This is a genomic window from Calidithermus timidus DSM 17022 (assembly GCF_000373205.1).
Taxonomy (GTDB): Bacteria; Deinococcota; Deinococci; order Deinococcales; family Thermaceae; genus Calidithermus; species Calidithermus timidus.
The window spans coordinates 439,369-460,187 of sequence record NZ_KB890688.1 but is presented as its reverse complement, the minus strand read 5'-3'; the positions used below and the strand labels follow the sequence as shown (position 1 = coordinate 460,187).

Below are 20,819 nucleotides of genomic sequence, written 5' to 3'. Positions count from 1 at the left end.
ATATGAGCAACTTATCTGTCTTCAAGAACCGCTGGTTGGCTTTTTTAATGCTCCTACCCACCTTGGTGGTGCTGGGAGTGTTTTTGTATTATCCGGCCCTCGAGACCTTCCGCCTTTCCCTCTACCGCGCCAACTTCGTCTTCCAGACCGAGACCTTCGTGGGGTTGGCCCAATTTCAACGGCTTCTGGGCGATCCTGCTTATTACCAAAGCCTGCTACAAACCCTGATTTTCTGTGTCCTGGTGGTAAGCCTGGGGCTTGCCACAGGTCTCGGTTTGGCCCTTCTGACCAACCAGCCAATCCGTGGGAGCGCGGTATACCGTGCGCTGTTACTCTACCCTTATGCCCTCTCTCCCGCCATCGCCGGAACCCTATGGCTGTTCATGTTCAACCCCGAGGTGGGGCTGGTAAATAACCTCCTACGCACCCTCTTCGGCATCGCCCCACGCTGGCTGGATAACCCCATTTTGGCCTTTGTCCTGGTGGTATTTGCCGCCGTATGGAAAAACATCGGCTACAACCTGGCTTTCTATACCGCGGCTTTGCAAAACCTACCGAGGGAACTGCTCGAGGCTGCTGCCATAGACGGAGCAACCCCCTGGCAGCGGTTTCGTTATGTAACCCTGCCTTTGCTCTCCCCGATTACCTTTTTTCTCATTTTTGTCAACCTCACCTACGCCATCTTCGACACCTTCAGCTTGGTGGACATCCTCACCGCTGGTGGCCCTACCCTGGGAAAAACCGGCATCACCACCTTTTTGATCTACCGGATATACCAAGATGGATTCCAAAATTTCCAAACCGGCTTCGCCGCGGCCCAAGCCATCCTAATGCTGGTGATCGTGGGGGCCCTTACCCTCTTGCAGTTCCGTACAGGTCGGAGGATCAACTATGGGGCGTAAGACTATCCAAGCCGCTCTGACCCATCTGGCCTTGATCCTGGCAGTACTGCTGGTGGGATTCCCGCTGCTGTTCGCCCTGATCAAAGCTACCCAAGCTGGCTCGGCAGTGAACTCTGCCAACCTCATCCCCAGCACCCATCTATGGGATAACCTGCTGAGCGCTTGGAACGGAGCCAAGTTGGGGCTTTATATCCGCAACAGCTTCGTAGTGGCTGTGGGAATCACGGTCTTGAAAGTAATTACTTCAGCCTTAGCGGCAATGGTTCTGGTGTATTTTCGCATCCCGGCCAAGGGAGTGTTGTTCAGCCTGATTCTATTGACCTTGATGCTCCCTAGCGACTTACTGGTAGTCGCGCTATTTGACTTGGTCAATGCACTGGGTTGGGCCAACACCTATCAAGCCGTTATCCTCCCTTTTGCCGCCTCGGCGACGGGGATTTTCCTGCTGCGTCAACACTTCATGAACATCCCCTCGAGCCTGTTGGATGCAGCTCGTATTGACGGGGCTGGCCCTTTTCGTTTCCTCTTTTCCGTGCTGCTTCCCTTGAGCTGGAACACCATCGGCGCACTGGCGCTGATTCAATTTATCTATGGCTGGGAGCAGTACTTGTGGCCGCTGATCATCATCCGTGATAGCAGCCACCAAGTGGTTCAAGTAGGCCTCAAGAGCCTTATCGGGCAGGCCAGCGGGCAGACCGATTGGGGTATGGTGATGGCCGGAACCTTGGTGGTCATCCTTCCACCCATGGTGGTATTTACCCTGTTGGGGCGGCAATTTAGCAAGGGCTTTGTGCTCTCAGAAAGCAAGTGAAGTCAGTCTAATGATGAGATCGCAAGCGCGGCCTTGGGTATCACCGTACTGGCGCTCCTTCCTGGTCCTGGGGTTTAGCCTCCTGGGCAAAAGCGCAGTGTCCACTTCCACTGGCCGCCAAGCAGTTCACTTTGCCGAAGGCTGGCAGAGGGTGCGGTATATTCAGGCCCGATGGGTACGCGCTTAGCCCTCTATCTCGGCCTTAGCATGGTGGCCGTGCTGGTTCGGCTGCTGTGGGACCTGCGCTTTGCTGGGCCAACTTTGTATGCCCTGGCGGCGGTCGCAACCCTGGCAGCCGGGTTATGGGCGATCCGGGGTAAACCGCTGCCGCTGGCCTGGTTGGGACTGACCATCGGCCTGACAGGGGCCGTGGCGGGGTATGGCCTGCCCTGGCTCTCGCTGCTGATACCGCTGGGCGTATTCGTGGGCTACTGGGGCTGGGCGAAGCACGTCAGCGAGAAGGACCTAGGGGCGTTTTGGGGCTGGGCGCTGGTCTGGCCTGCGGTGGGGCTGCTGCTGGTGTGGCAGGTGATCCCCGCTTTTTACGCTCTGTGGCTTTCTTTTTTCGACCGCTTCAATTTCATCGGCCACAGCCGCTTCGTGGGATTGTTGAACTACGAAATTCTGCTGACGCGTGATCCGCTGTTCTGGAAAGCCATGGGCAACACCTTTTGGTTCGTAGTCTTCACCGTGCCCATCGGAATCGGGCTAGCGACCCTCGCGGCCATCCTGCTCAACGAGAAGGTGAGGCTGCAGGGGCTCTTCCGTACGCTATACTTCCTGCCCTACATCACCGCACTCACCGCAGCGGCGGCGGTATGGGACTGGATCTACAATCCTGAGTTCGGCTTCTTAAACTGGCTGCTGGGAACACCCGGCTTCCAGTGGCTGAGCACGCCGGAGGGCATCTTCGCCCGCATGCTCAGGCCGCTGGGCATAAACCTAAGCGGCTTCTGGGCTGGCCCGAGCGTGGCCTTCGTGGCGGTGATGGCCATGAGCGTTTGGCACTTCCTGGGTTATCAAGTGGTGGTACTGCTGGCCGGACTGCAAAACATCCCCAAAGAGTACTACGAGGCTGCTGAACTCGACGGGGCGAGCTGGTGGCAGAAGGTGCGCTTCATCACCTGGCCGCTGCTCTCCCCCACCACTTTTTTCCTCTTCACCCTGTCCTTAATCGGAGCTTTCCAGGTTTTCACGCAGGTGCTCATCCTCACGCCCACCGGCGGGGTCTTGCAAGACACGCTGACCATAACGCTCTACCTCTACAACAAGGGCTTCCGCGACTCCAACTTCTCCTACGCCTCAGCGCTGGCGGTGGTGGTGTTCATGGTGATTCTGGTACTGACGCTGGTGCAGCGGCGGGTGCTCGAGCGGAGGGTGACTTATGAGGCCTAAACCCCTGCGCTGGCAAGCCCTGTTGGGACAAGCCGCCCTCTACGCCGTGCTCATCACGGGTTCGGTGGTCATGGCCTTCCCCTTCTACTGGATGCTTGCCACCAGCCTCAAGAGCCCCCAGGAAGCCCAGCAGGCCGTGCCGGTGTGGGTGCCCGAGCGGCTCAAGCCGGCCAACTGGGCCGCGGCAGCCCGACTGGGGGCGCAGGGAGGCTCCATGTGGTGGGGGGGCTACCGGGCCGGGCGCAGCGTGGTGCTGCGGATCTATACGGGCGAGAAGGGCCTCGAGCCGGTGGTTACCATCCCCACCCCCCCGGCGGCCTTCTCCGACCCCCGGGCCGATAACACCCGCGTCGAGACGACCTTTAAGGATGGCCGGTGGGAGATCGCACTCACCAACGGCGGACAGGGGTCCTTCCGGCTACTACCGGTGCGGGTGTACATTGCCAAGAGCTACCGGGAATTCCACCCTGAGCTGCAACCCGATAGCGTCAGCAGCCGGGGCGACAACTGGGAGCTCTCCTGGAGCAACCTGGCGCCGGGGGTGCTGGGTTATGTGTTCCACAACTTCCGTGAGGCCTGGTACGCTGCGCCCTTTGGCCGTTACTTCTTCAACAGCTTCTTCACCGCGCTCACGCAGGTGCTGGGGGGCCTCTTCATCGCGGCCATGGCGGCCTTCGCGCTCGCACGCATCCCCTTCCCCGGCAAGGAGTTTGTGTTCGGCCTGATCATCGCCACCCTGATGATCCCCGGCGAGGTGTTGCTGATCCCCAACTACATCCTGCTCTCGCGCTTGGGTTGGCTCGACAGCTACTACGCCCTGATCGTGCCCTGGCTGGCCTCGGTGTTCGGCATCTTCCTGCTGCGCCAGTTCTATCTCTCGCTGCCACAAGATCTATTCGACGCTGCCCGCATCGATGGGGCAACCTACTGGACTCAGCTCTGGCGCATCGCCCTGCCGCTGTCGGTACCGGGCATGGTCACCTACGGCATTTTCACCTTCTTGGGTGCCTACAATGCGCTCTTGTGGCCGCTGATCGTGACGAACTCACCGGAGATGCGCACCATCCAGCTCGGGCTACAGTCCTTCATCGGAGAGGCAGGAAGTGACTACGGCGGACTGATGGCCGCCTCGACGCTCTCGATTCTGCCGATCGTATTGGGGTATTTCCTGGCTCAAAAGCAGTTCGTTCAGGGTGTGGCCAGAAGCGGAATCAAATAGTAGCGTGCGTATCGCACCGGGAATTGCAAGGGACATTTCGCCCCAAAACTCATAGCCATAATGAAAATGCCGGAAAGTGCCATCTCAATGTGATTGATCCGGCTTTGGACGTGGGTGCGCGTGCTGGCTCGGCCGTGCTAGGGTAACCCGGCTGCGGGCTGGGGATGTCATGGTTGGTGTCGCCGTTGACGGGAGATGAAAGGAGGCAACAGCCCCCTCGCTGAACATCTGCGATATCAAGAACGTCTTCAGTAGCGCTTTTGTGAGGAGGTTTTATGTACAGTAGGATCCTGATTCCCACCGACGGCAGCGGCTGCAGCGAGGCCGCCGCTCGGGTAGGCCTCGAGCTAGCCAAAGCCCTGGCCGCCGAGGTCACCGCCCTCCACGTGCTCGAGCCGCTCACGAACCTGGTGGTGACGCCCGCCAGCATCCCCTATTACTCCGACCTGGAGCGCGATCTGCAGGTAGCCGGACAAACGGCACTGTCCAAGGTGGAAGAGCTGGCGCGCTCTGCCGGGGTGGTCTGCCATGCCCAGCAGGAGACGGGCCGTGCAGCCGAGGTCATCGTCAAGCGAGCACAGGAACACGACCTGATCGTGATGGGAACCCATGGCTACGGCGGGTTGGATCGCTTTCTGCTGGGTAGCGTCGCCATCAGCGTGCTGCACAGGAGCACCAAGCCGGTGCTGGTGGTGCGGGAGGGAGCCAAAGCCGACGCAATCCGGCAAATCCTGCTGCCCACCGACGGCAGCCAGGCCAGCCAGAAGGCGCTGGGTCAGGGCCTCGAGCTGGCCAAGGCCCTAGGGGCCAGCGTGGGCTTGCTGTATGTGGTGGAAGGTGTGTATCACTACCTCGGGCCCGAAGCGGCCATGTACGCCGTAGCCGAGGACTTGGAGGCCAGTTTCAAAGAGATCGGCCAGGAAGCCCTTGATAAAGCCCTGGAGGCGGCAGCCGGAGCAGGGGTGCAGGTGCAGAGCAAACTGGCCCTGGGCAAAGCGGTCGATCAAATCGCAGAAGAGGCCAAGGCCTACGATTTGGTGGTCATGGGCACGCATGGACGCAGCGGCCTGAACCGCTTGTTGTTGGGGTCGGTGACCGAGGGGGTCATCCGCAGGAGCGAAAAACCCGTGCTGGTGATCCCCGTCCGTGAGTGAGGGTTCGTGTCCGGCCCTCGAGGAGTAAAAGCCATGAGCCAGCGTGGGCTGTCCCACCGGGAAGCCCAGGCGCGACTGAGCAGGTATGGCCCCAACATACTCCCGGAAAAGCCCCTCGAGCCCATCTGGGCCCGGTTTTTCCGCCAGTTTCAAAGCCCTTTGATCTACATCCTGCTCTTCGCGCTGCTCTTCGATTTGGGGTTGTGGTTCTACGAGGGCATGCACGGCCTGCCCATTGAAGCATTGAGCATCGGCCTGATCCTCCTGTTCAACGCGGGGCTAGGGGTCTATCAGGAGTCCCGTTCAGAGAGAGCGCTGGCCCGTTTGAAAGAGCTGGCTGCCCCCAAAAGCTGGGTGCTGCGCGAGGGGGAGTGGCTGCACTTACCCAGCCGGGAGATCGTGCCGGGGGACTGGGTGCGCCTGGAGGCCGGGGACCGAGTTCCCGCTGACGGGGTGCTGCGCGAAGCCCAGGGGGTGCTGCTGGACGAGTCGGTACTCACCGGCGAGTCGCTGCTGCAAGAGAAAGAATCGGCTCAGGAAGCCTTTAGTGGCACCCTGCTGGTGCGGGGAAGGGCCTTTCTGGAGGTCAGCCGTACGGGCGCGCACAGCAGCATGGGCAAACTGGCCCTGATGCTGGGTGAGATCGAGGCCAGCAAGACCCCCCTCGAGCAGCGGCTCGAGCGCTTCGGCCAACAGGTCGCCCGCTGGGTGCTGGCCCTGGCTGCCCTCATCGCGGTGGCCGGCGTGCTGGCGGAAGGCCTGGAACGACTCGATGAGGTGATGGTGTTCGCCGTAGCGCTGGCGGTGGCTGCGGTTCCGGAGGGGCTCCCGGCGGTGCTCACCCTTACCCTGGCCCTCGGCGTCGAGCGCATGGCCAAGCGCAAGGCCGTGGTGCGGCGTCTGGCCGCCGTCGAGGCGCTGGGCTCGGTCACGGTGATCGCCACCGACAAGACCGGGACCCTGACCGAGAACCAAATGGAGGTGCATCACCTCGACTCGCCCGACCCCGCCCGGGCCCTCAAGGCCCTGGCCATCGCCAACGACGCCGACGAGGCCACGGGGGCGGGAGACCCGCTGGAACTGGGGCTCATGCGCTTCGTCCGGGCCCAGGGAGTGGACGCAGCGGCCCTCCGGGGGCTCCCACGCCGCTCGAGCCGCTCCTTCGACAGCGCCTGGAGGTACATGCGGGTCACGGTGGAGGAAGGGGAGAAGCCCGTGAGCTACCTTAAGGGGGCCCCCGAGGTCTTGCTCAGCCGAAGCCGGCTGAGCCCCGAAGAACAGCGCTTGTGGAGCGAGAAAGCCATTGCCTATGCAGGCGAGGGATACCGGGTATTGGGCATAGCCGCTGGATCGGGGGAAGTCGAGGAAGGCCTGGAATTTCTGGGTGTGGTGCTGTTTTGGGACCCCCCTCGGCCCGAAGTCTCCAAAGCAATCGCCAGGGCCCAACAGGCCGGGATCCGGGTGCTGATGGTTACGGGAGATCACCCCGCTACCGCACTTGCCATCGCCCGGCAGGTTGGTATTCACAGCGAGGGCGTGCTGAGCGGGGAGGACCTGGAGGACTACACTGCCGAAGCCCTGCAGCAAGCCCTGCGACAGGTTAGCGTGTTCGCTCGCGTGCGCCCCGAACACAAGCTGCGCCTGGTGCAAGCCCTACAAGCCCAGGGGGAGATCGTGGCCATGACCGGCGACGGGGTCAACGACGCCCCGGCCCTCAAGCGCTCGGACGTGGGAGTAGCGATGGGCCAGCGCGGCTCGGACGTGAGCCGCGAGGTGGCCGACCTGGTCCTCTTAGACGACAACTTCGCCACCATCGTGGCGGCCATCGAGGAAGGGCGCAGCATCTACGAGAACATCCAGAAGTTTTTGCGCTTCTTGTTCTCCACCAACCTCTCGGAGGTGCTGCTGGTCGCGCTGGGTGCCTTCATCGCCTTCTTCCTAAAGCTGCGCGAGGTCGATGGCTCACTTTTGCTTCCGCTTACGGCGGTGCAAATCCTATGGATCAACCTCATGACCGACGGTCTGCCCGCACTCGCGCTGGCGCTGGACAAAAACCCCGCGGTGATGCAGCGCCCTCCCAAACCACCCAACGCTCCCCTGCTGGACCTGGCCTCACTGCGCTTCGTGCTGATCTCGGGCCTGGTCAAAGCGCTGCTGGGCCTAGGCTTGCTGGGACTGGTACCGCGGATAGGGAACTCGCTCGAGGCCGCCCGCAGTGTGGCGTTCAACTTCATGGCGATCGGGCAGCTCTTCTTCACCTATCCCTCGAGGCGCACTGAGGTCTCCCCGCCCCCAAACCCAGCGCTGCACTTGGTGGTATTGCTGGGGATCGGGGTTCAGGTGCTGGTGGGAGCCTGGCCCACAGCCATCCGGGCTTTCGGGAGCGTTATGCTTCCGCTGCCCTTGTGGGGACTGGTCCTGGCCGCCGCGCTTTTGGCCTGGGCCTTGGCTGAACTCATTGGCCGGTGGTTCTGGCAGGCTAGGCGAAACGGTTGTGAAAGCCAAAGAAGCCTTGGTTAGGCCGATGGTTGTGTCGAGCATCGGCTTTTGGCTTTCGTCATGACATAATCCTGACAAGCACTACCGAATGTAGGGCTGTAACCGAGGAGGAAGCATGAAACGGAGTTTCGCGCTGTGGCTGTCGTTGGGGATCGCTAGCTTAGCCGTGGCTCAGCCCAAAGCCGAGGACCTGATCAAGGAGCAGTGCGCCAAGACCGAAGTGGTGGCTGAGCTGTGGCACGGCTTCACCGGGGGCGCGCCCAAGGCTGCGCTGGAGAATTTGGTTGTGGAGTTCAACCGGAGCAAGGGGGGCGCGGCCTGTGTCAGGCCTGTAGCTCAGGGCAACTACCGCGACCTTTCCACCAAGCTTAAAGCGGCCTTCGCCGCAGGCAAGGTCCCGGCCATGGCCCAAGCCTTCGAGAACAACATCGCGCTGTACCTCGAGGCCGACGCCGTATTGCCGGTCTCGAGCCTGGGCCTCGACCTCAAGGGCCTCAACCCCCTCTTCGTCAATGCCACCAAGATCAAGGGGCAAATCTACGGCGTGCCCTTCAACAAGAGCGTCCAGATCATGTACTACAACAACGACCTCTTGAAGAAGTACGGCGCCAAGGTGCCCAGTTCCATCGACGAGTTCGTGGCGACAGCCAAGCGCCTGTCGGAGGGCGAGAAGACCCCGGTCTACTTCTTCGTGCCCGACGCTTCGACCTACGCCTACTGGTTCTTCACCCGCGGCGGCAACTACCTGCAAAACGACAAGCTGGTGCTCAACTCCAAGGTGGGGGTAGAGACGCTGGAATTCCTGGTGAAGGCCGTGAAGGACGGCTGGGCTAAGCCCATCACCCAAGGTTTCATCAACCAGAACTTCGGCTCGGGAACCTTCGGCTTCTCCACCGACACCTCCGCGGGCTATAGCTTCTACAAGAGCGCGGCCAAGTTCGACCTGGGCACCGCGACCCTGCCGGGCAAGACCAGCAAGCAGCCCGGCTATGCCTTGGTGCAAGGCACCAACCTCATCGTCTTCAAGCAGGCCGACGCCAAGGAGCGCGCGTTGGCGACCGAGTTCCTCAAGTTTGTGATCAGTCCGAAGGCCCAGGCGGTGTTTGGCGTGGCCACCGGCTACGTGCCAGTGCACCTGGGTGCGGGGGCCGACGCCATCGTGACCCGCTACGTCAAAGAGAACCCCTGGTTCGGCACCATCCTCACCCAAAGTCGCTTTGCCCGCTTCGAGCCGGCCATCGCCGAGTGGGAGCAGATCCGCTTCGACATCCTGGGTCAGGCCATCAAGGAGGCGGTGTTGGGCCAGGCCACGCCCAAAGCTGCCCTGGACAAAGCCCAGAAACAGGTGGAGGATCTGCTTTCAGGACGGACGCGCTAGGTCATCAAGCCGATCATCGGCTAAGTGAATTGGGACCCCACTCCGCTCGAGCCGGGCCTCGAGCGGAGTAATCTATTGCAGGCGCGCTGCTTGGACGCAGTTCAGGAGCAGCCGGAGTGGAAAAGTTGGGGTATAGTGTGAGCGCTGCTGCGAAGCAGAACCCCACACAGGGAGGAACTATGCGCGTAGGAATCAACGGTTTTGGGCGTATCGGTCGCCAGGTGTTCCGCATTCTCGAAGAACGCGGGGTGGAAGTGGTCGCCCTCAACGACCTCACCGACAACTCCATCCTGGCCCACTTGCTCAAGTACGACTCCAACTACGGCAAATTCCCCGGAAGCATCAGCTACGACGAGAACAACATTATCGTCAACGGCAAGACCATCCGGGTTTACGAGGAAAAAGACCCGGCTGCCCTGCCCTGGGGCGACATCGGCGTAGACATCGTCATCGAGTCCACCGGGCGCTTCACCAAGCTCGAGGCCGCCGAGGCTCACCTCAAGGCCGGGGCCAAGAAGGTCATCATCAGCGCACCGGGCAAGGGCGAGATGCTCACGGTGGTGATGGGGGTCAACGAGCACATGTACGACCCCGCCAAGCACCACGTCATCTCCAACGCCAGCTGCACCACCAACGGCCTGGCTCCCGTCGCTAAGGTGCTCAACGACCGCTTCGGCATCGAGCGAGGCCTCCTGACCACCGTGCACGCCTACACCGCCAGCCAGAGCCTGGTGGACGCGGCCAAGGATGACCCCCGCGACGCCCGCGCCGCCGCCCTCAATATCGTGCCCAGTGAGACCGGGGCAGCCAAGGCCGTGGGACTGGTAATCCCCGAGCTCAAGGGCAAGTTCGGCGGGATGGCCTTCCGCGTACCCACCAGCACGGTGAGCGTGGTGGACTTCACCGCCGTCTTAAAGCGTGAGGCCAGCAAGGAGGAGATCAACGCTGCGATGAAGGAGTACGCCGAGGGACCCATGAAGGGTATCCTGGCCTATACCGAGGAACCGTTGGTGTCCTCCGACCTCAAAGGCGACCCGCACTCCTCGATCTTCAGCGCCCTTGACACGCTGGTGGTGGGCAATCTGGCCAAGGTGGTGAGCTGGTACGACAACGAGTGGGGCTATTCCTGCCGCGTGGCCGACCTGACGCAGTACATCGGCAGCAAGCTGTAGCGACGCAAGGGGCAAAGCGCGAGTGGCTGTCGACCATCAGCCATCGACTATCGGCATATTCCATGAGGTGAATCATGCATACCCTCAAGGACTTCGATGCGTCCGGCAAGCGGGTATTGGTGCGGGTAGACTTCAACGTGCCCCTCAAGGAGGGCAAGGTAGGGGACGCAACCCGCATATCGGCGGCCATCCCAACGCTCAAGCACCTGCTCGAGCAGGGCGCCACATTGGTGCTCTTCAGCCACCTGGGCCGCCCCAAGGGGGGTTTCGAGGAGGCCAGCAGTTTGGCACCGGTGGCCCCGGTGCTCGAGCAGCACCTGGGTCGCCCGGTGACTTTCATCGGTGGCAGCCCCGAGCTGACCCCGGCCTCGGAGGCTACGCTCGAGCGGGTCAAGGCACTGCCCGCGGGCGCGGTGGCCCTGCTGGACAACGTGCGCTTTGAAGCGGGAGAGGAAAAGAACGACGAAGCTCTAGCGCGCAAGTACGCCCGGCTGGGCGACGCCTTCGTGCTCGATGCCTTCGGCTCGGCGCACCGCGCGCACGCCTCGGTGACGGGGGTGGCCAGGTTCCTTCCCAGCTACGCCGGGTTTCTGATGGAGAAGGAGGTCTCGAGCATCAAGCGCGTCATCGACAACCCCGAAAAGCCCTACTGGGTGGTGCTGGGCGGGGCCAAGGTCTCCGACAAGATCGGGGTGATCGAGAACCTGCTGCCGCGCGTGAGCGGTATGGTGATCGGCGGGGCCATGGCCTTCACCTTCATCAAGGCTCGAGGGGGTAAGGTGGGGTCTAGCCTGGTCGAGGACGACAAGCTCGAGCTCGCCCGCGATCTGCTCGAGCGGGCGCAGGGGCTGGGAGTCAAGCTGCTGCTGCCCAGCGACGTGGTGGCCGCGCAGAAGATCGAGGCAGGGGCCCAGACGCAGGTCGTCCCGGCGGACCAGATCCCTGAAGGCTGGATGGGCCTGGACATCGGCCCCGAGAGCGCCAAGACCTTCGCGGCGGCGCTGCAGGAGGCCAAGACCGTGCTGTGGAACGGCCCCATGGGGGTCTTCGAGGTGGACGACTTCGCCAGGGGCACCTTGGCCGTGGGGCAGGCCATCGCCGAGCTGAAGGGAGCCTTCACGGTGATCGGCGGAGGGGACTCGGTGGCAGCGGCCAATAAGCTGGGCGTGGCCGACAAATTCAGCCATGTCTCGACGGGAGGCGGGGCCAGCTTGGAGCTGCTCGAGCTCGGCACCCTGCCCGGCATCGAGGCGTTGTCGTAGGATTCTCTATGCGTAAAACCCTGGTTGCGGGCAACTGGAAGATGTATAAGACCCCCTCCGAAGCCAGAGCCTGGTTCAAGGAACTGCTGGAGCGCTACCCCACCACCCCTGCCGAGGCCGCCCTGATGGTCTCCTTCCCCTCCCTGCCCGCTGCCCAGGAGACGCTCTGGGGTACGGTGGTAGCCTACGGCGCCCAGGATGTCTCGGCTCACGTGGAGGGGGCCTATACCGGGGAGGTCTCGGTGCGGATGCTGGCCGACGTAGGCTGCAAATACACCGTCATCGGACACTCCGAGCGTCGCAGCTATCACCGCGAGGGCGACGCGCTGGTGGCCGAGAAAGCCCGGCGGCTCCTGGAGCACGGCATCATCCCCATCGTCTGCGTGGGGGAGCCGCTGGAGGTGCGCGAGGCCGGCGGAGCGGTGGAGTACACCCTCCGCCAGCTCGAGGGGAGCCTCGAGGGGGTAGAGATCGAGGATCACGACCAACTGGTGATCGCTTACGAGCCGGTCTGGGCCATCGGCACCGGCAGAACCGCCACCCCGGAGGACGCCGAGGCCATGCACCGCGAAATCCGCGCCTGGTTCGCTCGCCGCTTCGACCTGGCCTTCGCAGACGGGGTGCGCATCCTCTACGGCGGCTCGGTCAAGCCCGACAACGCGGCGGCCCTGTTCGCCCAGCCCAACATCGACGGGGGGCTGGTGGGCGGGGCCAGCCTGCAGCTCGAGAGCTTCATCGCGCTGCTGCAAGCCGCCCCCGGAGGGAAAGCGTGAAGGTGGAGAGCTTCGAACACTACCAGCGTGAGTCGCGCAGGACCTGGAACCTGGTCCACACCGACCACCCCATCGTCTACCCCACCCTTGGCCTGGCCAACGAGGCGGGCGAGGTAGCCGGCAAGGTCAAGAAGCTCTTTCGCGATAAGGGTGGACAGATCGGCGAGGCCGACCGCGAAGCGCTGAAGCAGGAGCTGGGGGATGTGCTGTGGTACTTGGCTCAAATCGCCACCGAGCTGGGTTTGAGCCTGCAGGAGATCGCCGAGGCCAACCTCGAAAAGCTCAAAAGCCGCCTCGAGCGCGGCCAGATCAAAGGCGAGGGCGACAACCGCTGAAAGACGCGCTATCTTGACCTATGCCCGCTGAGCTCCATCCCCGCACCAAGATCACCACCGAGAGCATCTTCTCCCGGATGAGCCGCCTGGCCCTCCAGCACGGCGCGATCAACCTGGGCCAGGGCTTCCCCTCCAACCCGCCGCCCGCCTTCTTGCTCGAGGCCGCCCGCAAGGCGGTGGGAAAGGTAGATCAGTACACCCCGCCCTTCGGCCTGCCCAGTCTGCGCGAGGCCCTGGCCGAGGATTTGGGGGTCTCGCCCGAGGACATCGTGATCACCGCCGGGGCCACCGAGGCGCTGTCCTCGCTGGCCGACTCCCTCTACGGCGAGGGTGACGAGGTGGTGATGCTCGAGCCCTACTTCGACGCCTACCTGCCCCAAACGCTGATGGTGGGTGCCAGGCCCGTGCTGGTGCCCATGCGCCTGACGGACGGCTGGGAACTCGATCTGGAGGCACTCGAGCGCGCCATCACCCCGCGCACCCGGGCCCTGCTGATCAACAGCCCCTACAACCCCACCGGCTCGATCTTCTCGCGGGAAGAGCTCGAGGCCATCGTAGCCCTGGCCCGCAAACACGAGCTTTGGATCATCAGCGACGAAGTATATGACGAGCTGTACTTCGGAGCACCGCCCACCCCCCTGCGCACGCTGGCTCCTGAGCGGGTGTTCACGGTGGGTTCGGCAGGAAAGCGGCTCGAGGCCACCGGTTGGCGCATCGGATGGATCGTCACCCCGCCCGGCCTGGCTCCCGCCGTCACCGGAATGCGCCAGTGGTCAAGTTTCTGCTCGGCGGCCCCCCTACAAGCCGCCGTTGCCCAGGCCCTGCCCGTCGCTCGAGCCGAGGGCTTTTACCAGCAACTTCGGGAGAGTTACCGCCAGCGCAAGGACCTGCTCGCGCAGGGGCTGCAGGCCATGGGCCTGGAGGTCTTCGAGCCGGCGGGCACCTATTTCCTGACCGCCCGCATGCCGGGTTTGAGCGCTGAGAGCCTGGTGCAGCAAGCCAAGGTCGCCCTCATCCCCGGCAGCGCTTTCTACGCCTCTAGTCCACCCCCCGAGGGGCTCGTCCGCTTTGCCTTCTGCAAGGCCCCCGAGGAGATCGCGCGGGCGTTGGAGCAGCTCGAGCGCTTCCTGAAGATCCAGGGCTGAGCGCGGGGAGGCTTTATGTGCTTTATTTCACGATAAGTCTGGCTTGTGATTTTTTTATTTGAATAACCGGGTCGAACCCCTAACGGGCGTTAGGGTAAACTGATCGGCGTGGATACAGTTCGCTACCTTGACGATGACGGAAAACCCTTGCGGGACATACCCCTGAGCGAGGAAGAGCTGCTGTCGGGCTACCGCGCCCTGAGGCGAGCGCGGCACTTCGACGAACGTGCGCTGGTACTGCAGCGGCAAGGACGGCTGGGGGTGTATCCGCCTTTTCGCGGCCAGGAAGCGGCACAGGTGGGGGTGGCGCTGTGCTTAGAGCCCTCGCGCGACTGGCTGCTGCCGAGCTATCGTGAGACGGCGGCAGCCATCACCTTTGGAATGCCTCTGAGCAAACTCATCCTGAGCTGGCGGGCCGATCCCGCCGGTTGGGGGGCACCGCCCGAAGTGAACATGGTGCAGTTCTATATCCCCATCGCCACCCAAGTACCCCAAGCCGCCGGAGTGGCCCACGCCCTGCGGCTACAGGGGAAGGATGCGGTGGCGGCAGTATTCATCGGGGATGGCGGGACCTCGGAGGGCGATTTCCATGAAGGGCTCAACTTCGCCTCGGTCTTCGATGCGCCGCTGCTGGTGGTGGTGCAGAACAACGGCTGGGCCATCAGCGTGCCGACCCAAAAGCAGATGAAGGTCCAGCGCATCGCCCTGAAGGCCCAAGGCTACGGCATCCCCGGCGTAACGGTGGACGGCAACGACCTGGTGGCGGTCTGGACGGTGGCCCGCAAGGCCGCGGCCCGGGCCCGCGCCGGGGAAGGTCCCACCCTCATCGAGGCTCTGACCTACCGGGTAGCCCCTCACACCTCCTCCGACGATCCGGGGCGCTACCGCACCGAAGACGAGGCCGAGGCCTGGAAGAAGCGCGATCCCATCGATCGGATGCGGGGTTGTCTGCTGCACCTGGGCCTGTGGGACGAGGAGAAGGAGCGGGCCTTGAGCGAGGAACTCGAGGCCGAGTTCCTCACAGCGGTGGAAGAGGCCGACCAAGCTTCCGAGCCTAGGCCCTGGGAGATCGTCGAACAGGTCTACGCCGAGATGCAACCCGACCAGCAGGCGGCGTGGCAGTATCTGCACGGAGGTGAAGCATGATCGTCGAGCGCGGCACCCGCGTGATCAACCTGGTCCAGGCGGTAAACGAGGCACTGGACTTAGCCCTAGAGCGCGACCCGCGGGTGGTGCTCTTCGGCGAGGACGTGGGCAAGATGGGCGGGGTGTTCCGGGCCTCCGACGGCCTGCAGCCCAAGTACGGCGAGAAGCGCGTCTTCGACACCCCGCTGGCCGAGAGCGGAATCGTGGGCTTCGCCATCGGCATGGCCATGGCTGGCCTGCGCCCGGTGGCCGAGATTCAGTTCGCGGGCTTCCTCTACCCCGCCCTCGATCAGATCCTCTCGCACCTCGGGCGCATGCGCCACCGCACCCGGGGCCGCTTCACCATCCCGCTGGTGATCCGCGCACCCTATGGCGGCGGGGTCAAGACCCCCGAGCAGCACGCCGACAGCCCCGAGGCCATCCTCTGCCACGTCCCCGGCGTCAAGGTGATCATCCCCAGCAGCCCCGAGCGGGCCAAGGGCTTGCTGCTGGCGGCCATCGAGGACCCCGACCCGGTGTTCTTCCTCGAGGCCATCAAGCTCTACCGCGGCGTGAAGGCCGAGGTGCCCGAGGGCTACTACACCTTGCCCATCGGCAAGGCCCGCGTGGTGCGCGAGGGGAATGCCGCGACGCTGATCGCCTACGGCGGCATGGTCGAGGTGTGCCAGAAAGCCGCCGAGGTGGCCGCGCATGAGGGGGTGGAACTCGAGGTCATCGACGCGGAAACCCTGGTCCCGCTCGATACCCCGACGCTGGTGGAGTCGGTGGCCAAGACGGGCCGCGCCGTGGTGGTCTACGAGGCCATGCGCACCGGCGGCTTCGGCGCGGAGATCGCGGCCCGCCTGGCCGAGGAGGCCTTGGACTACCTCGAGGCCCCCGTCGTCCGCGTGGCCGGCTGGGACGCGCCCTACCCCCCCTTCAGCGCGGTGGAGAACTTCTACCGACCCGATGCTAAGAGGGTGCTCGAGGCGGTGCGAAGGGTGCTGATGTACTGAAAGAGGTCGATAGCCAGCAGTGGCAAGGGTCTAGTAGGGGAGGGCTCCGTGCTCGCCCCTACGCCGATTGCGTTTGGCGTCTTGCTTTTGACGACTCCTCAAAGCACGCTAAACTCTTGAAGGTATGCAACGCGTCTTCATCGAGGAAATCAGCAAGCGCGAAGGACAGGAGGCCCTGATCCGCGGCTGGGTCACGGGCCGCCGTAGCAAGGGCAAGATCCACTTCCTCACCCTGCGCGACGGGACCGGCTTCATCCAGGCTACCGTGTTCAAGGGCGAACTCCCCGACGAGCAGTTCGAGCAAGCCGACCACCTGCCCCAGGAGGCCGCCGTCGAGGTGGGGGGGCTGGTGCGCTCCGACCCTCGCGCTCCGGGCGGCTTCGAGCTTTCGGTCAGGAGCCTGAAGGTCATCAGCCTGCCCAGCAAGGAATACCCCATTACTCCCAAAGAGCACGGCGTGGACTTTTTGATGGATCACCGCCACCTGCACCTGCGCCACCGCAGGGCCTGGGCAGTACTGCGGGTGCGCGACGAGCTCGAGCGGGCCATCCACGACTTCTTCCACGCACGGGGCTTCATTCGCCTCGACGCCCCCATCCTCACGCCCAACGCCGTCGAAGGCACCACCGACCTCTTCGAAGTGGACCTCTTCGACGGGGAAAAGGCCTATCTCTCGCAATCGGGCCAGCTCTACGCCGAGGCCGGGGCCATGGCCTTCGGCAAGGTCTACACCTTCGGCCCCACCTTCCGCGCCGAGCGCAGCAAGACCCGCCGCCACCTGCTGGAGTTCTGGATGATCGAGCCCGAAGTAGCCTTCATGACCCACGAGGAGAACATGCAGCTGCAGGAGGAGCTGGTGGCCTATTTGGTGGGGCGGGTGCTGGAGGAGAAGAAGCTCGAGCTACAAATGCTCGAGCGCGATACCACCGCGCTACAGGCCACCGCGCAGGGCAACTACCCCCGCATCCACTACACCCAGGCGGTGGAGATGGTGAACCAAATTGCAAGGGAGCAGCCTGAGCAGGGGCTCACCCCCATGCAGTGGGGCGACGACTTCGGCGCCCCCCACGAGGCCGCCCTCACCAGCCGCTTCGACCGGCCCATCTTCGTCGAAAAGTACCCCGCTGCCGTGAAGGCCTTCTACATGCAGCCCGACGACGAAGACCCCCGGCTGGTCAAAAACGCCGACATGCTGGCGCCCGAGGGCGTGGGCGAGATCATCGGCGGCAGCCAGCGCATCCACGACCCCGAGCTGTTGCGGCAGAAGATCCGCGAGCACGGCCTGCCCGAAGAGGTCTTCGACTGGTATATGGACCTGCGACTCTTCGGCACGGTGCCTCACTCAGGCTTCGGAATCGGGCTCGAGCGCACCGTACGCTGGATTTGCGGCATCGAGCACATCCGCGAGGCGATTCCCTTCCCCCGAATGTACACCCGTATGCGGCCATGACCTTAAGGGTTACCCCCACCAGCGCCCACTCAGCACCAGCAGCGCACGGATGGCCAGAGGAGCGAGGGGCAGCGATAGCTGTGCGAAGTCGGGCTCTCCCCAGGTCAGCGCAAGCACGTATGCGAAGCCGAAGATGGCACCGAAGGGCAACCAGCCTACCTGGGGCCAAAGGCGTTCGTGGGTGAGCTTGTGCAGGGCTCCAATCGCCAGGGCCAATACCAGACCAATCAGGGCCGGGCCGGGCAGCAGGTAGAGCACGTAGCCGAAGGCCGGAGCCAGGCCGCCCCCGCCACGAAAGCCGAAGAACACCGGCCAGATGTGGCCCGTAGTCAAGGCCGCCCCCATCCAAGGCCGCACCTCTGGGCTTGCCGCTTGCGCCAGCAGGGCGGCCAACATCCCTCGGCCAATGTCGGCCAAACCCACCCCGATTCCCCACATCGGCCCAAATTGGCGAAAAACTCCAGAAGCTCCGGCGATGTCCCACTGGCGAATGTCGAGGTGCTTGAGCCGACCGACCACGATAGCCAGATTCAGCGAGCCGATGAGGTAAGCCAGCACCAGCAAAAGCCCATCCATCTAGCTTAGACTACAAGCAAGCTAGCCTTGCCCATAGCCAGAAGCCCCAACCCTCGTTCAATCACCCTGAAGCCGCCTATCTCTGGCGCCGGGGGCCGGAGGGCTGGGGTTCGCGCTCGTAGGGCAGGGGCACGTACTGCACGCTGGGCTTGCCCCCTCTGGGCTGGGGATACATCTCCATGAGGGCATAGACCTCCAAGGGCATCTCGGTGGAGACTTTGAGCCCCAGCGAACGGGCTTCCTCCACGCTGATGGGGTAGTCGTGGGTCCAGGTGCCTTGGGAGAGAATCTGGGCCACCTCCTCGGCCCGGGTTTCCTCGAGGTGCTTTTGCAGCAAGCCCTTGACCGTGGCCTTGACCTGAAGCAGGGCTTTGCGAGCCACGTCGGCCAGGATCAGGGTTTGGTCGTCGATCTCGCTAATGGGTTTGTGCTCGAGTACCTTCAGCACCGAAGCCGCAGGGTACTGGCCCAATTGAGGATCCACCGGCCCCAACACCGCGTTATCGTCCATGACGATCTCGTCGGCGGCTAGGGCGATGAGCGTGCCGCCGGACATGGCGTAGTGGGGCACGAAGACCGTGACCTTGGCGGGGTGCTTCAAGAGGGCCTCGGCGATCTGCTCGGCAGCCAGCACCAACCCGCCGGGGGTGTGCAGCACCAGGTCGATGGGCAGCTGGGGGTCGGTGAGGCGGATGGCCCGCAAGACCTGCTCGGAGTCGTCGATGTCGATGTAGCGGGCGAAGGGGATGCCTAAGAAGGAAAAACCCTCCTGGCGGTGGATCAGGGTGATAACCCGGCTCTTACGCTTGCGCTCGAGTTCGGTGATCTTGCGCGCGCGACCGAGCAGGAGCATTTGCTGGTTGAAGTAGGGGGTCAGGGTGGAGAGGATGAAGAATAGCCAGAACAACTGGAAAAAGATGTCCATCGCGCCTCCTCGGTAGAAAAGCAAGCTACCCAGGCCCCTCACCCGCTCCGCCTCGAAGCGATCAGGGGCGTGCGCCCAGCAGGATGGAAGCCAGTACCAGCATAACCACTACCTGGTACCTGGGCTGCTAGTAAAACCGCTTCCTCAACGCGAACGCGCATCCTTGCCCCCTCCCCACTGCTGGGTGGCCAGGGCGCGGGCTGCCACCAAAGCCAGCAAGCCACTGCTCCAAAGCAGTACTTCCGTGCCCTGAATGTCGCCGCCGAACAGGCCCAGCAGCATCTCCCGCAGCACAAAGGCCACCCCCACCTCCAAGAGCACCTCCAGCCGGATGCGCTCGTACTCGAAGTACTCCACGAAAGCCCGTACCAGCTCCAGCATCACCACCAGCGAGAGCACGTTGGTGACCAAGTCTTTCAAACCCAGGCGCACGCTGGGCTCGGAGAGGGTCAGGCCCAGCTCGAGCAGCGTTCGCCCAACCCCGATCAAAAGCCCCAGCAGCAAGGCCAGGATCGCCAAGTTGAAGATGAGCTGTATGGTGAAGCGAAACCCCCGGAGGACGCTCTGCTGGAGACCCTTTTGCATGATCCCCTCACTTTGGCTTCAGCCCTCGATGGCGATGGAGCGCCGGGCTGGGCCAGGGCTGGGAGCACGGGGGATTTCCACCTCCAGCACTCCCCGCCTCAAGCGGGCCTGGATCCCCTCGAGTCGGGCGTCGGCGGGCAGGGGAATGGAGCGGTAAATGCGGCCATAGTAGATCTCGGATAGGTGGCGCTTACGCTGCTCCTCCTTGCGCTCGGCCTCAATGATGAGGAAAGGCCCCTCGAGATACACCTGGACATCCTTCTTGTCCAGGCCCGGCAATTCGGTGCGCAGCAGGTAACGCCCCTCTTCTTCTACCAGCTCGCTGCTGGGCTCGAAGTCCGCTCCTTCAAAGGCTTTCTCCAAAGCCTCGTCCAGGGCCTTGCGAAATTTGCTACGCCGCGTAAAAGGCCAGATGCGCTCTAGCATAGCTTTTTCACCTCCACAACTCAGTTCTTCTGTAGATGGGGAGCCAGTCGGGCCAGGAGGGCCGCTTTGGGCACGGCTCCGACAATGCGCTCGGCGGGCTGGCCGTTTTTGAAGAGGATCAGGGTGGGGATGCTGTGTACCTGATAAGCGCTGGCTGGGAGGGGATGCTGGTCCACGTTCAGCTTCACCACCTTGAGCCGCCCGGCCTGCTCGCGGGCAATTTCCTCGAGTACCGGGGCCATCATACGGCAGGGGCCACACCACTGGGCCCAGAAGTCCACCAACACCGGCACGCCGGCCTGGAGTTCGGGCGTGAGGCCGCCCTCGCCGGCCTCCACCAGCCAGGGCAGGGGCTTCTTGCAGGCCCCGCAAACCGGCACCCGGCCGGCGGGTGGGGTGCCCAGGCGGTTCTTAGCCCCGCAGGAAGGGCAGGTCACCACGGTGTTCACCAAACCACCTCAAGAGAGCCGCGCCGAGCGAGGGCTCGGGGCCAGCAGAGAAGCGCCCATCAGCCGGAGAATCAACAGGGTCAGATCGGTCATCGTCTACTCATCTCCTTCCCCGGAGGAGCCCCCAGGCACAAGCGTGCGACGCCGAGATCCCTCACCATAGGCGACTCCTCCCGGCTTCAGCAGTAGCACATTGAGTAAAGCTTTGTCAAGATATCTGAT

At 63.5% G+C, this 20,819-nt stretch carries 20 protein-coding genes; 15 read left to right on the top strand and 5 right to left on the bottom strand.

Going from position 1 to position 20,819, the window contains the following annotated elements:
• Positions 1 to 2: 2 nt before the first annotated feature.
• The 15 genes from B047_RS0105415 to asnS all read left to right on the top strand — a co-directional run bounded on the left by B047_RS0105415 (position 3) and on the right by asnS (position 17,636).
• Complete coding sequence (locus B047_RS0105415; protein ID WP_026234612.1) at positions 3 to 902, top strand: carbohydrate ABC transporter permease; 900 nt, start codon at positions 3 to 5, stop codon at positions 900 to 902.
• Positions 892 to 1,713 carry a carbohydrate ABC transporter permease gene (locus B047_RS0105410; protein WP_018465942.1) on the top strand — a complete coding sequence of 274 codons (822 nt, stop codon included), beginning with the start codon at positions 892 to 894 and terminating at the stop codon, positions 1,711 to 1,713. Before B047_RS0105415 ends, B047_RS0105410 begins: the two co-directional genes overlap by 11 nt.
• Positions 1,714 to 1,884: 171 nt before the next feature.
• Entirely contained in the window at positions 1,885 to 3,108 is a 1,224-nt protein-coding gene (locus B047_RS0105405; RefSeq protein ID WP_018465941.1) for a carbohydrate ABC transporter permease, read from the top strand.
• Complete coding sequence (locus B047_RS0105400; RefSeq protein WP_018465940.1) at positions 3,098 to 4,327, top strand: carbohydrate ABC transporter permease; 1,230 nt, start codon at positions 3,098 to 3,100, stop codon at positions 4,325 to 4,327. The genes B047_RS0105405 and B047_RS0105400 overlap by 11 nt, the downstream gene beginning before the upstream one ends.
• Positions 4,328 to 4,602: 275 nt before the next feature.
• Positions 4,603 to 5,481, top strand: coding sequence for a universal stress protein (locus B047_RS18590; RefSeq protein WP_018465939.1), 879 nt, complete (start codon positions 4,603 to 4,605; stop codon positions 5,479 to 5,481).
• Positions 5,482 to 5,514: 33 nt separating this feature from the next.
• The gene (locus B047_RS0105390) at positions 5,515 to 8,001 is read left to right on the top strand and encodes a cation-translocating P-type ATPase (RefSeq protein WP_018465938.1); all 2,487 of its coding nucleotides are present in this window, start codon (positions 5,515 to 5,517) and stop codon (positions 7,999 to 8,001) included.
• 94 nt (positions 8,002 to 8,095) lie between these two features.
• Positions 8,096 to 9,358 (top strand): ABC transporter substrate-binding protein, encoded by a 1,263-nt coding sequence (locus tag B047_RS0105385; protein ID WP_018465937.1) that lies wholly within the window; start codon positions 8,096 to 8,098, stop codon positions 9,356 to 9,358.
• A 179-nt stretch (positions 9,359 to 9,537) separates the two neighbouring features.
• Complete coding sequence (gene gap / locus B047_RS0105380; protein ID WP_018465936.1) at positions 9,538 to 10,530, top strand: type I glyceraldehyde-3-phosphate dehydrogenase; 993 nt, start codon at positions 9,538 to 9,540, stop codon at positions 10,528 to 10,530.
• Positions 10,531 to 10,604: 74 nt separating this feature from the next.
• Entirely contained in the window at positions 10,605 to 11,792 is a 1,188-nt protein-coding gene (locus B047_RS0105375; protein ID WP_018465935.1) for a phosphoglycerate kinase, read from the top strand.
• Positions 11,793 to 11,800: 8 nt separating this feature from the next.
• Positions 11,801 to 12,565: a triose-phosphate isomerase gene (gene tpiA / locus B047_RS0105370; RefSeq protein ID WP_018465934.1), complete on the top strand. Its 765-nt coding sequence runs from the start codon at positions 11,801 to 11,803 to the stop codon at positions 12,563 to 12,565.
• Positions 12,562 to 12,900, top strand: a complete 339-nt coding sequence (locus tag B047_RS0105365; protein ID WP_018465933.1) for a nucleoside triphosphate pyrophosphohydrolase family protein — start codon at positions 12,562 to 12,564, stop codon at positions 12,898 to 12,900. Before tpiA ends, B047_RS0105365 begins: the two co-directional genes overlap by 4 nt.
• A 20-nt stretch (positions 12,901 to 12,920) precedes the next feature.
• Positions 12,921 to 14,045: a pyridoxal phosphate-dependent aminotransferase gene (locus tag B047_RS0105360; RefSeq protein ID WP_018465932.1), complete on the top strand. Its 1,125-nt coding sequence runs from the start codon at positions 12,921 to 12,923 to the stop codon at positions 14,043 to 14,045.
• A 108-nt stretch (positions 14,046 to 14,153) separates the two neighbouring features.
• Complete coding sequence (gene pdhA / locus B047_RS0105355) at positions 14,154 to 15,191, top strand: pyruvate dehydrogenase (acetyl-transferring) E1 component subunit alpha (protein ID WP_018465931.1); 1,038 nt, start codon at positions 14,154 to 14,156, stop codon at positions 15,189 to 15,191.
• A complete protein-coding gene (locus B047_RS0105350) occupies positions 15,188 to 16,186 on the top strand; it encodes an alpha-ketoacid dehydrogenase subunit beta (protein ID WP_018465930.1) in 999 nt (332 codons plus the stop codon). The genes pdhA and B047_RS0105350 overlap by 4 nt, the downstream gene beginning before the upstream one ends.
• Before the next feature lie 124 nt (positions 16,187 to 16,310).
• The gene (asnS, locus tag B047_RS0105345) at positions 16,311 to 17,636 is read left to right on the top strand and encodes an asparagine--tRNA ligase (RefSeq protein ID WP_018465929.1); all 1,326 of its coding nucleotides are present in this window, start codon (positions 16,311 to 16,313) and stop codon (positions 17,634 to 17,636) included.
• 9 nt (positions 17,637 to 17,645) lie between these two features.
• Here asnS and B047_RS0105340 read toward each other — a convergent pair whose 3' ends face one another.
• The 5 genes from B047_RS0105340 to trxA all read right to left on the bottom strand — a co-directional run bounded on the left by B047_RS0105340 (position 17,646) and on the right by trxA (position 20,588).
• Positions 17,646 to 18,212: a glycerol-3-phosphate acyltransferase gene (locus B047_RS0105340; RefSeq protein WP_018465928.1), complete on the bottom strand. Its 567-nt coding sequence runs from the start codon at positions 18,210 to 18,212 to the stop codon at positions 17,646 to 17,648.
• 76 nt (positions 18,213 to 18,288) lie between these two features.
• Complete coding sequence (locus tag B047_RS0105335) at positions 18,289 to 19,137, bottom strand: SDH family Clp fold serine proteinase (protein WP_018465927.1); 849 nt, start codon at positions 19,135 to 19,137, stop codon at positions 18,289 to 18,291.
• Between the two features lie 144 nt (positions 19,138 to 19,281).
• Positions 19,282 to 19,722 carry a phosphate-starvation-inducible PsiE family protein gene (locus B047_RS16280; RefSeq protein WP_018465926.1) on the bottom strand — a complete coding sequence of 147 codons (441 nt, stop codon included), beginning with the start codon at positions 19,720 to 19,722 and terminating at the stop codon, positions 19,282 to 19,284.
• Positions 19,723 to 19,740: 18 nt separating this feature from the next.
• Entirely contained in the window at positions 19,741 to 20,148 is a 408-nt protein-coding gene (locus tag B047_RS0105325; protein WP_018465925.1) for an Hsp20/alpha crystallin family protein, read from the bottom strand.
• 20 nt (positions 20,149 to 20,168) lie between these two features.
• Positions 20,169 to 20,588, bottom strand: coding sequence for a thioredoxin (trxA, locus tag B047_RS0105320; protein WP_420805371.1), 420 nt, complete (start codon positions 20,586 to 20,588; stop codon positions 20,169 to 20,171).
• Positions 20,589 to 20,819 lie beyond the last annotated feature (231 nt).

Coding starts and splice junctions, on each gene's coding strand:
- B047_RS0105415 (WP_026234612.1), top strand. CDS start 3: ATGAGCAACTTATCTGTCTTCAAGAACCGCTGGTTGGCTTTTTTAATG.
- B047_RS0105410 (WP_018465942.1), top strand. CDS start 892: ATGGGGCGTAAGACTATCCAAGCCGCTCTGACCCATCTGGCCTTGATC.
- B047_RS0105405 (WP_018465941.1), top strand. CDS start 1,885: ATGGGTACGCGCTTAGCCCTCTATCTCGGCCTTAGCATGGTGGCCGTG.
- B047_RS0105400 (WP_018465940.1), top strand. CDS start 3,098: ATGAGGCCTAAACCCCTGCGCTGGCAAGCCCTGTTGGGACAAGCCGCC.
- B047_RS18590 (WP_018465939.1), top strand. CDS start 4,603: ATGTACAGTAGGATCCTGATTCCCACCGACGGCAGCGGCTGCAGCGAG.
- B047_RS0105390 (WP_018465938.1), top strand. CDS start 5,515: ATGAGCCAGCGTGGGCTGTCCCACCGGGAAGCCCAGGCGCGACTGAGC.
- B047_RS0105385 (WP_018465937.1), top strand. CDS start 8,096: ATGAAACGGAGTTTCGCGCTGTGGCTGTCGTTGGGGATCGCTAGCTTA.
- gap (WP_018465936.1), top strand. CDS start 9,538: ATGCGCGTAGGAATCAACGGTTTTGGGCGTATCGGTCGCCAGGTGTTC.
- B047_RS0105375 (WP_018465935.1), top strand. CDS start 10,605: ATGCATACCCTCAAGGACTTCGATGCGTCCGGCAAGCGGGTATTGGTG.
- tpiA (WP_018465934.1), top strand. CDS start 11,801: ATGCGTAAAACCCTGGTTGCGGGCAACTGGAAGATGTATAAGACCCCC.
- B047_RS0105360 (WP_018465932.1), top strand. CDS start 12,921: ATGCCCGCTGAGCTCCATCCCCGCACCAAGATCACCACCGAGAGCATC.
- B047_RS0105350 (WP_018465930.1), top strand. CDS start 15,188: ATGATCGTCGAGCGCGGCACCCGCGTGATCAACCTGGTCCAGGCGGTA.
- asnS (WP_018465929.1), top strand. CDS start 16,311: ATGCAACGCGTCTTCATCGAGGAAATCAGCAAGCGCGAAGGACAGGAG.
- B047_RS0105340 (WP_018465928.1), bottom strand. CDS start 18,212: ATGGATGGGCTTTTGCTGGTGCTGGCTTACCTCATCGGCTCGCTGAAT.
- B047_RS0105335 (WP_018465927.1), bottom strand. CDS start 19,137: ATGGACATCTTTTTCCAGTTGTTCTGGCTATTCTTCATCCTCTCCACC.
- B047_RS16280 (WP_018465926.1), bottom strand. CDS start 19,722: ATGCAAAAGGGTCTCCAGCAGAGCGTCCTCCGGGGGTTTCGCTTCACC.
- B047_RS0105325 (WP_018465925.1), bottom strand. CDS start 20,148: ATGCTAGAGCGCATCTGGCCTTTTACGCGGCGTAGCAAATTTCGCAAG.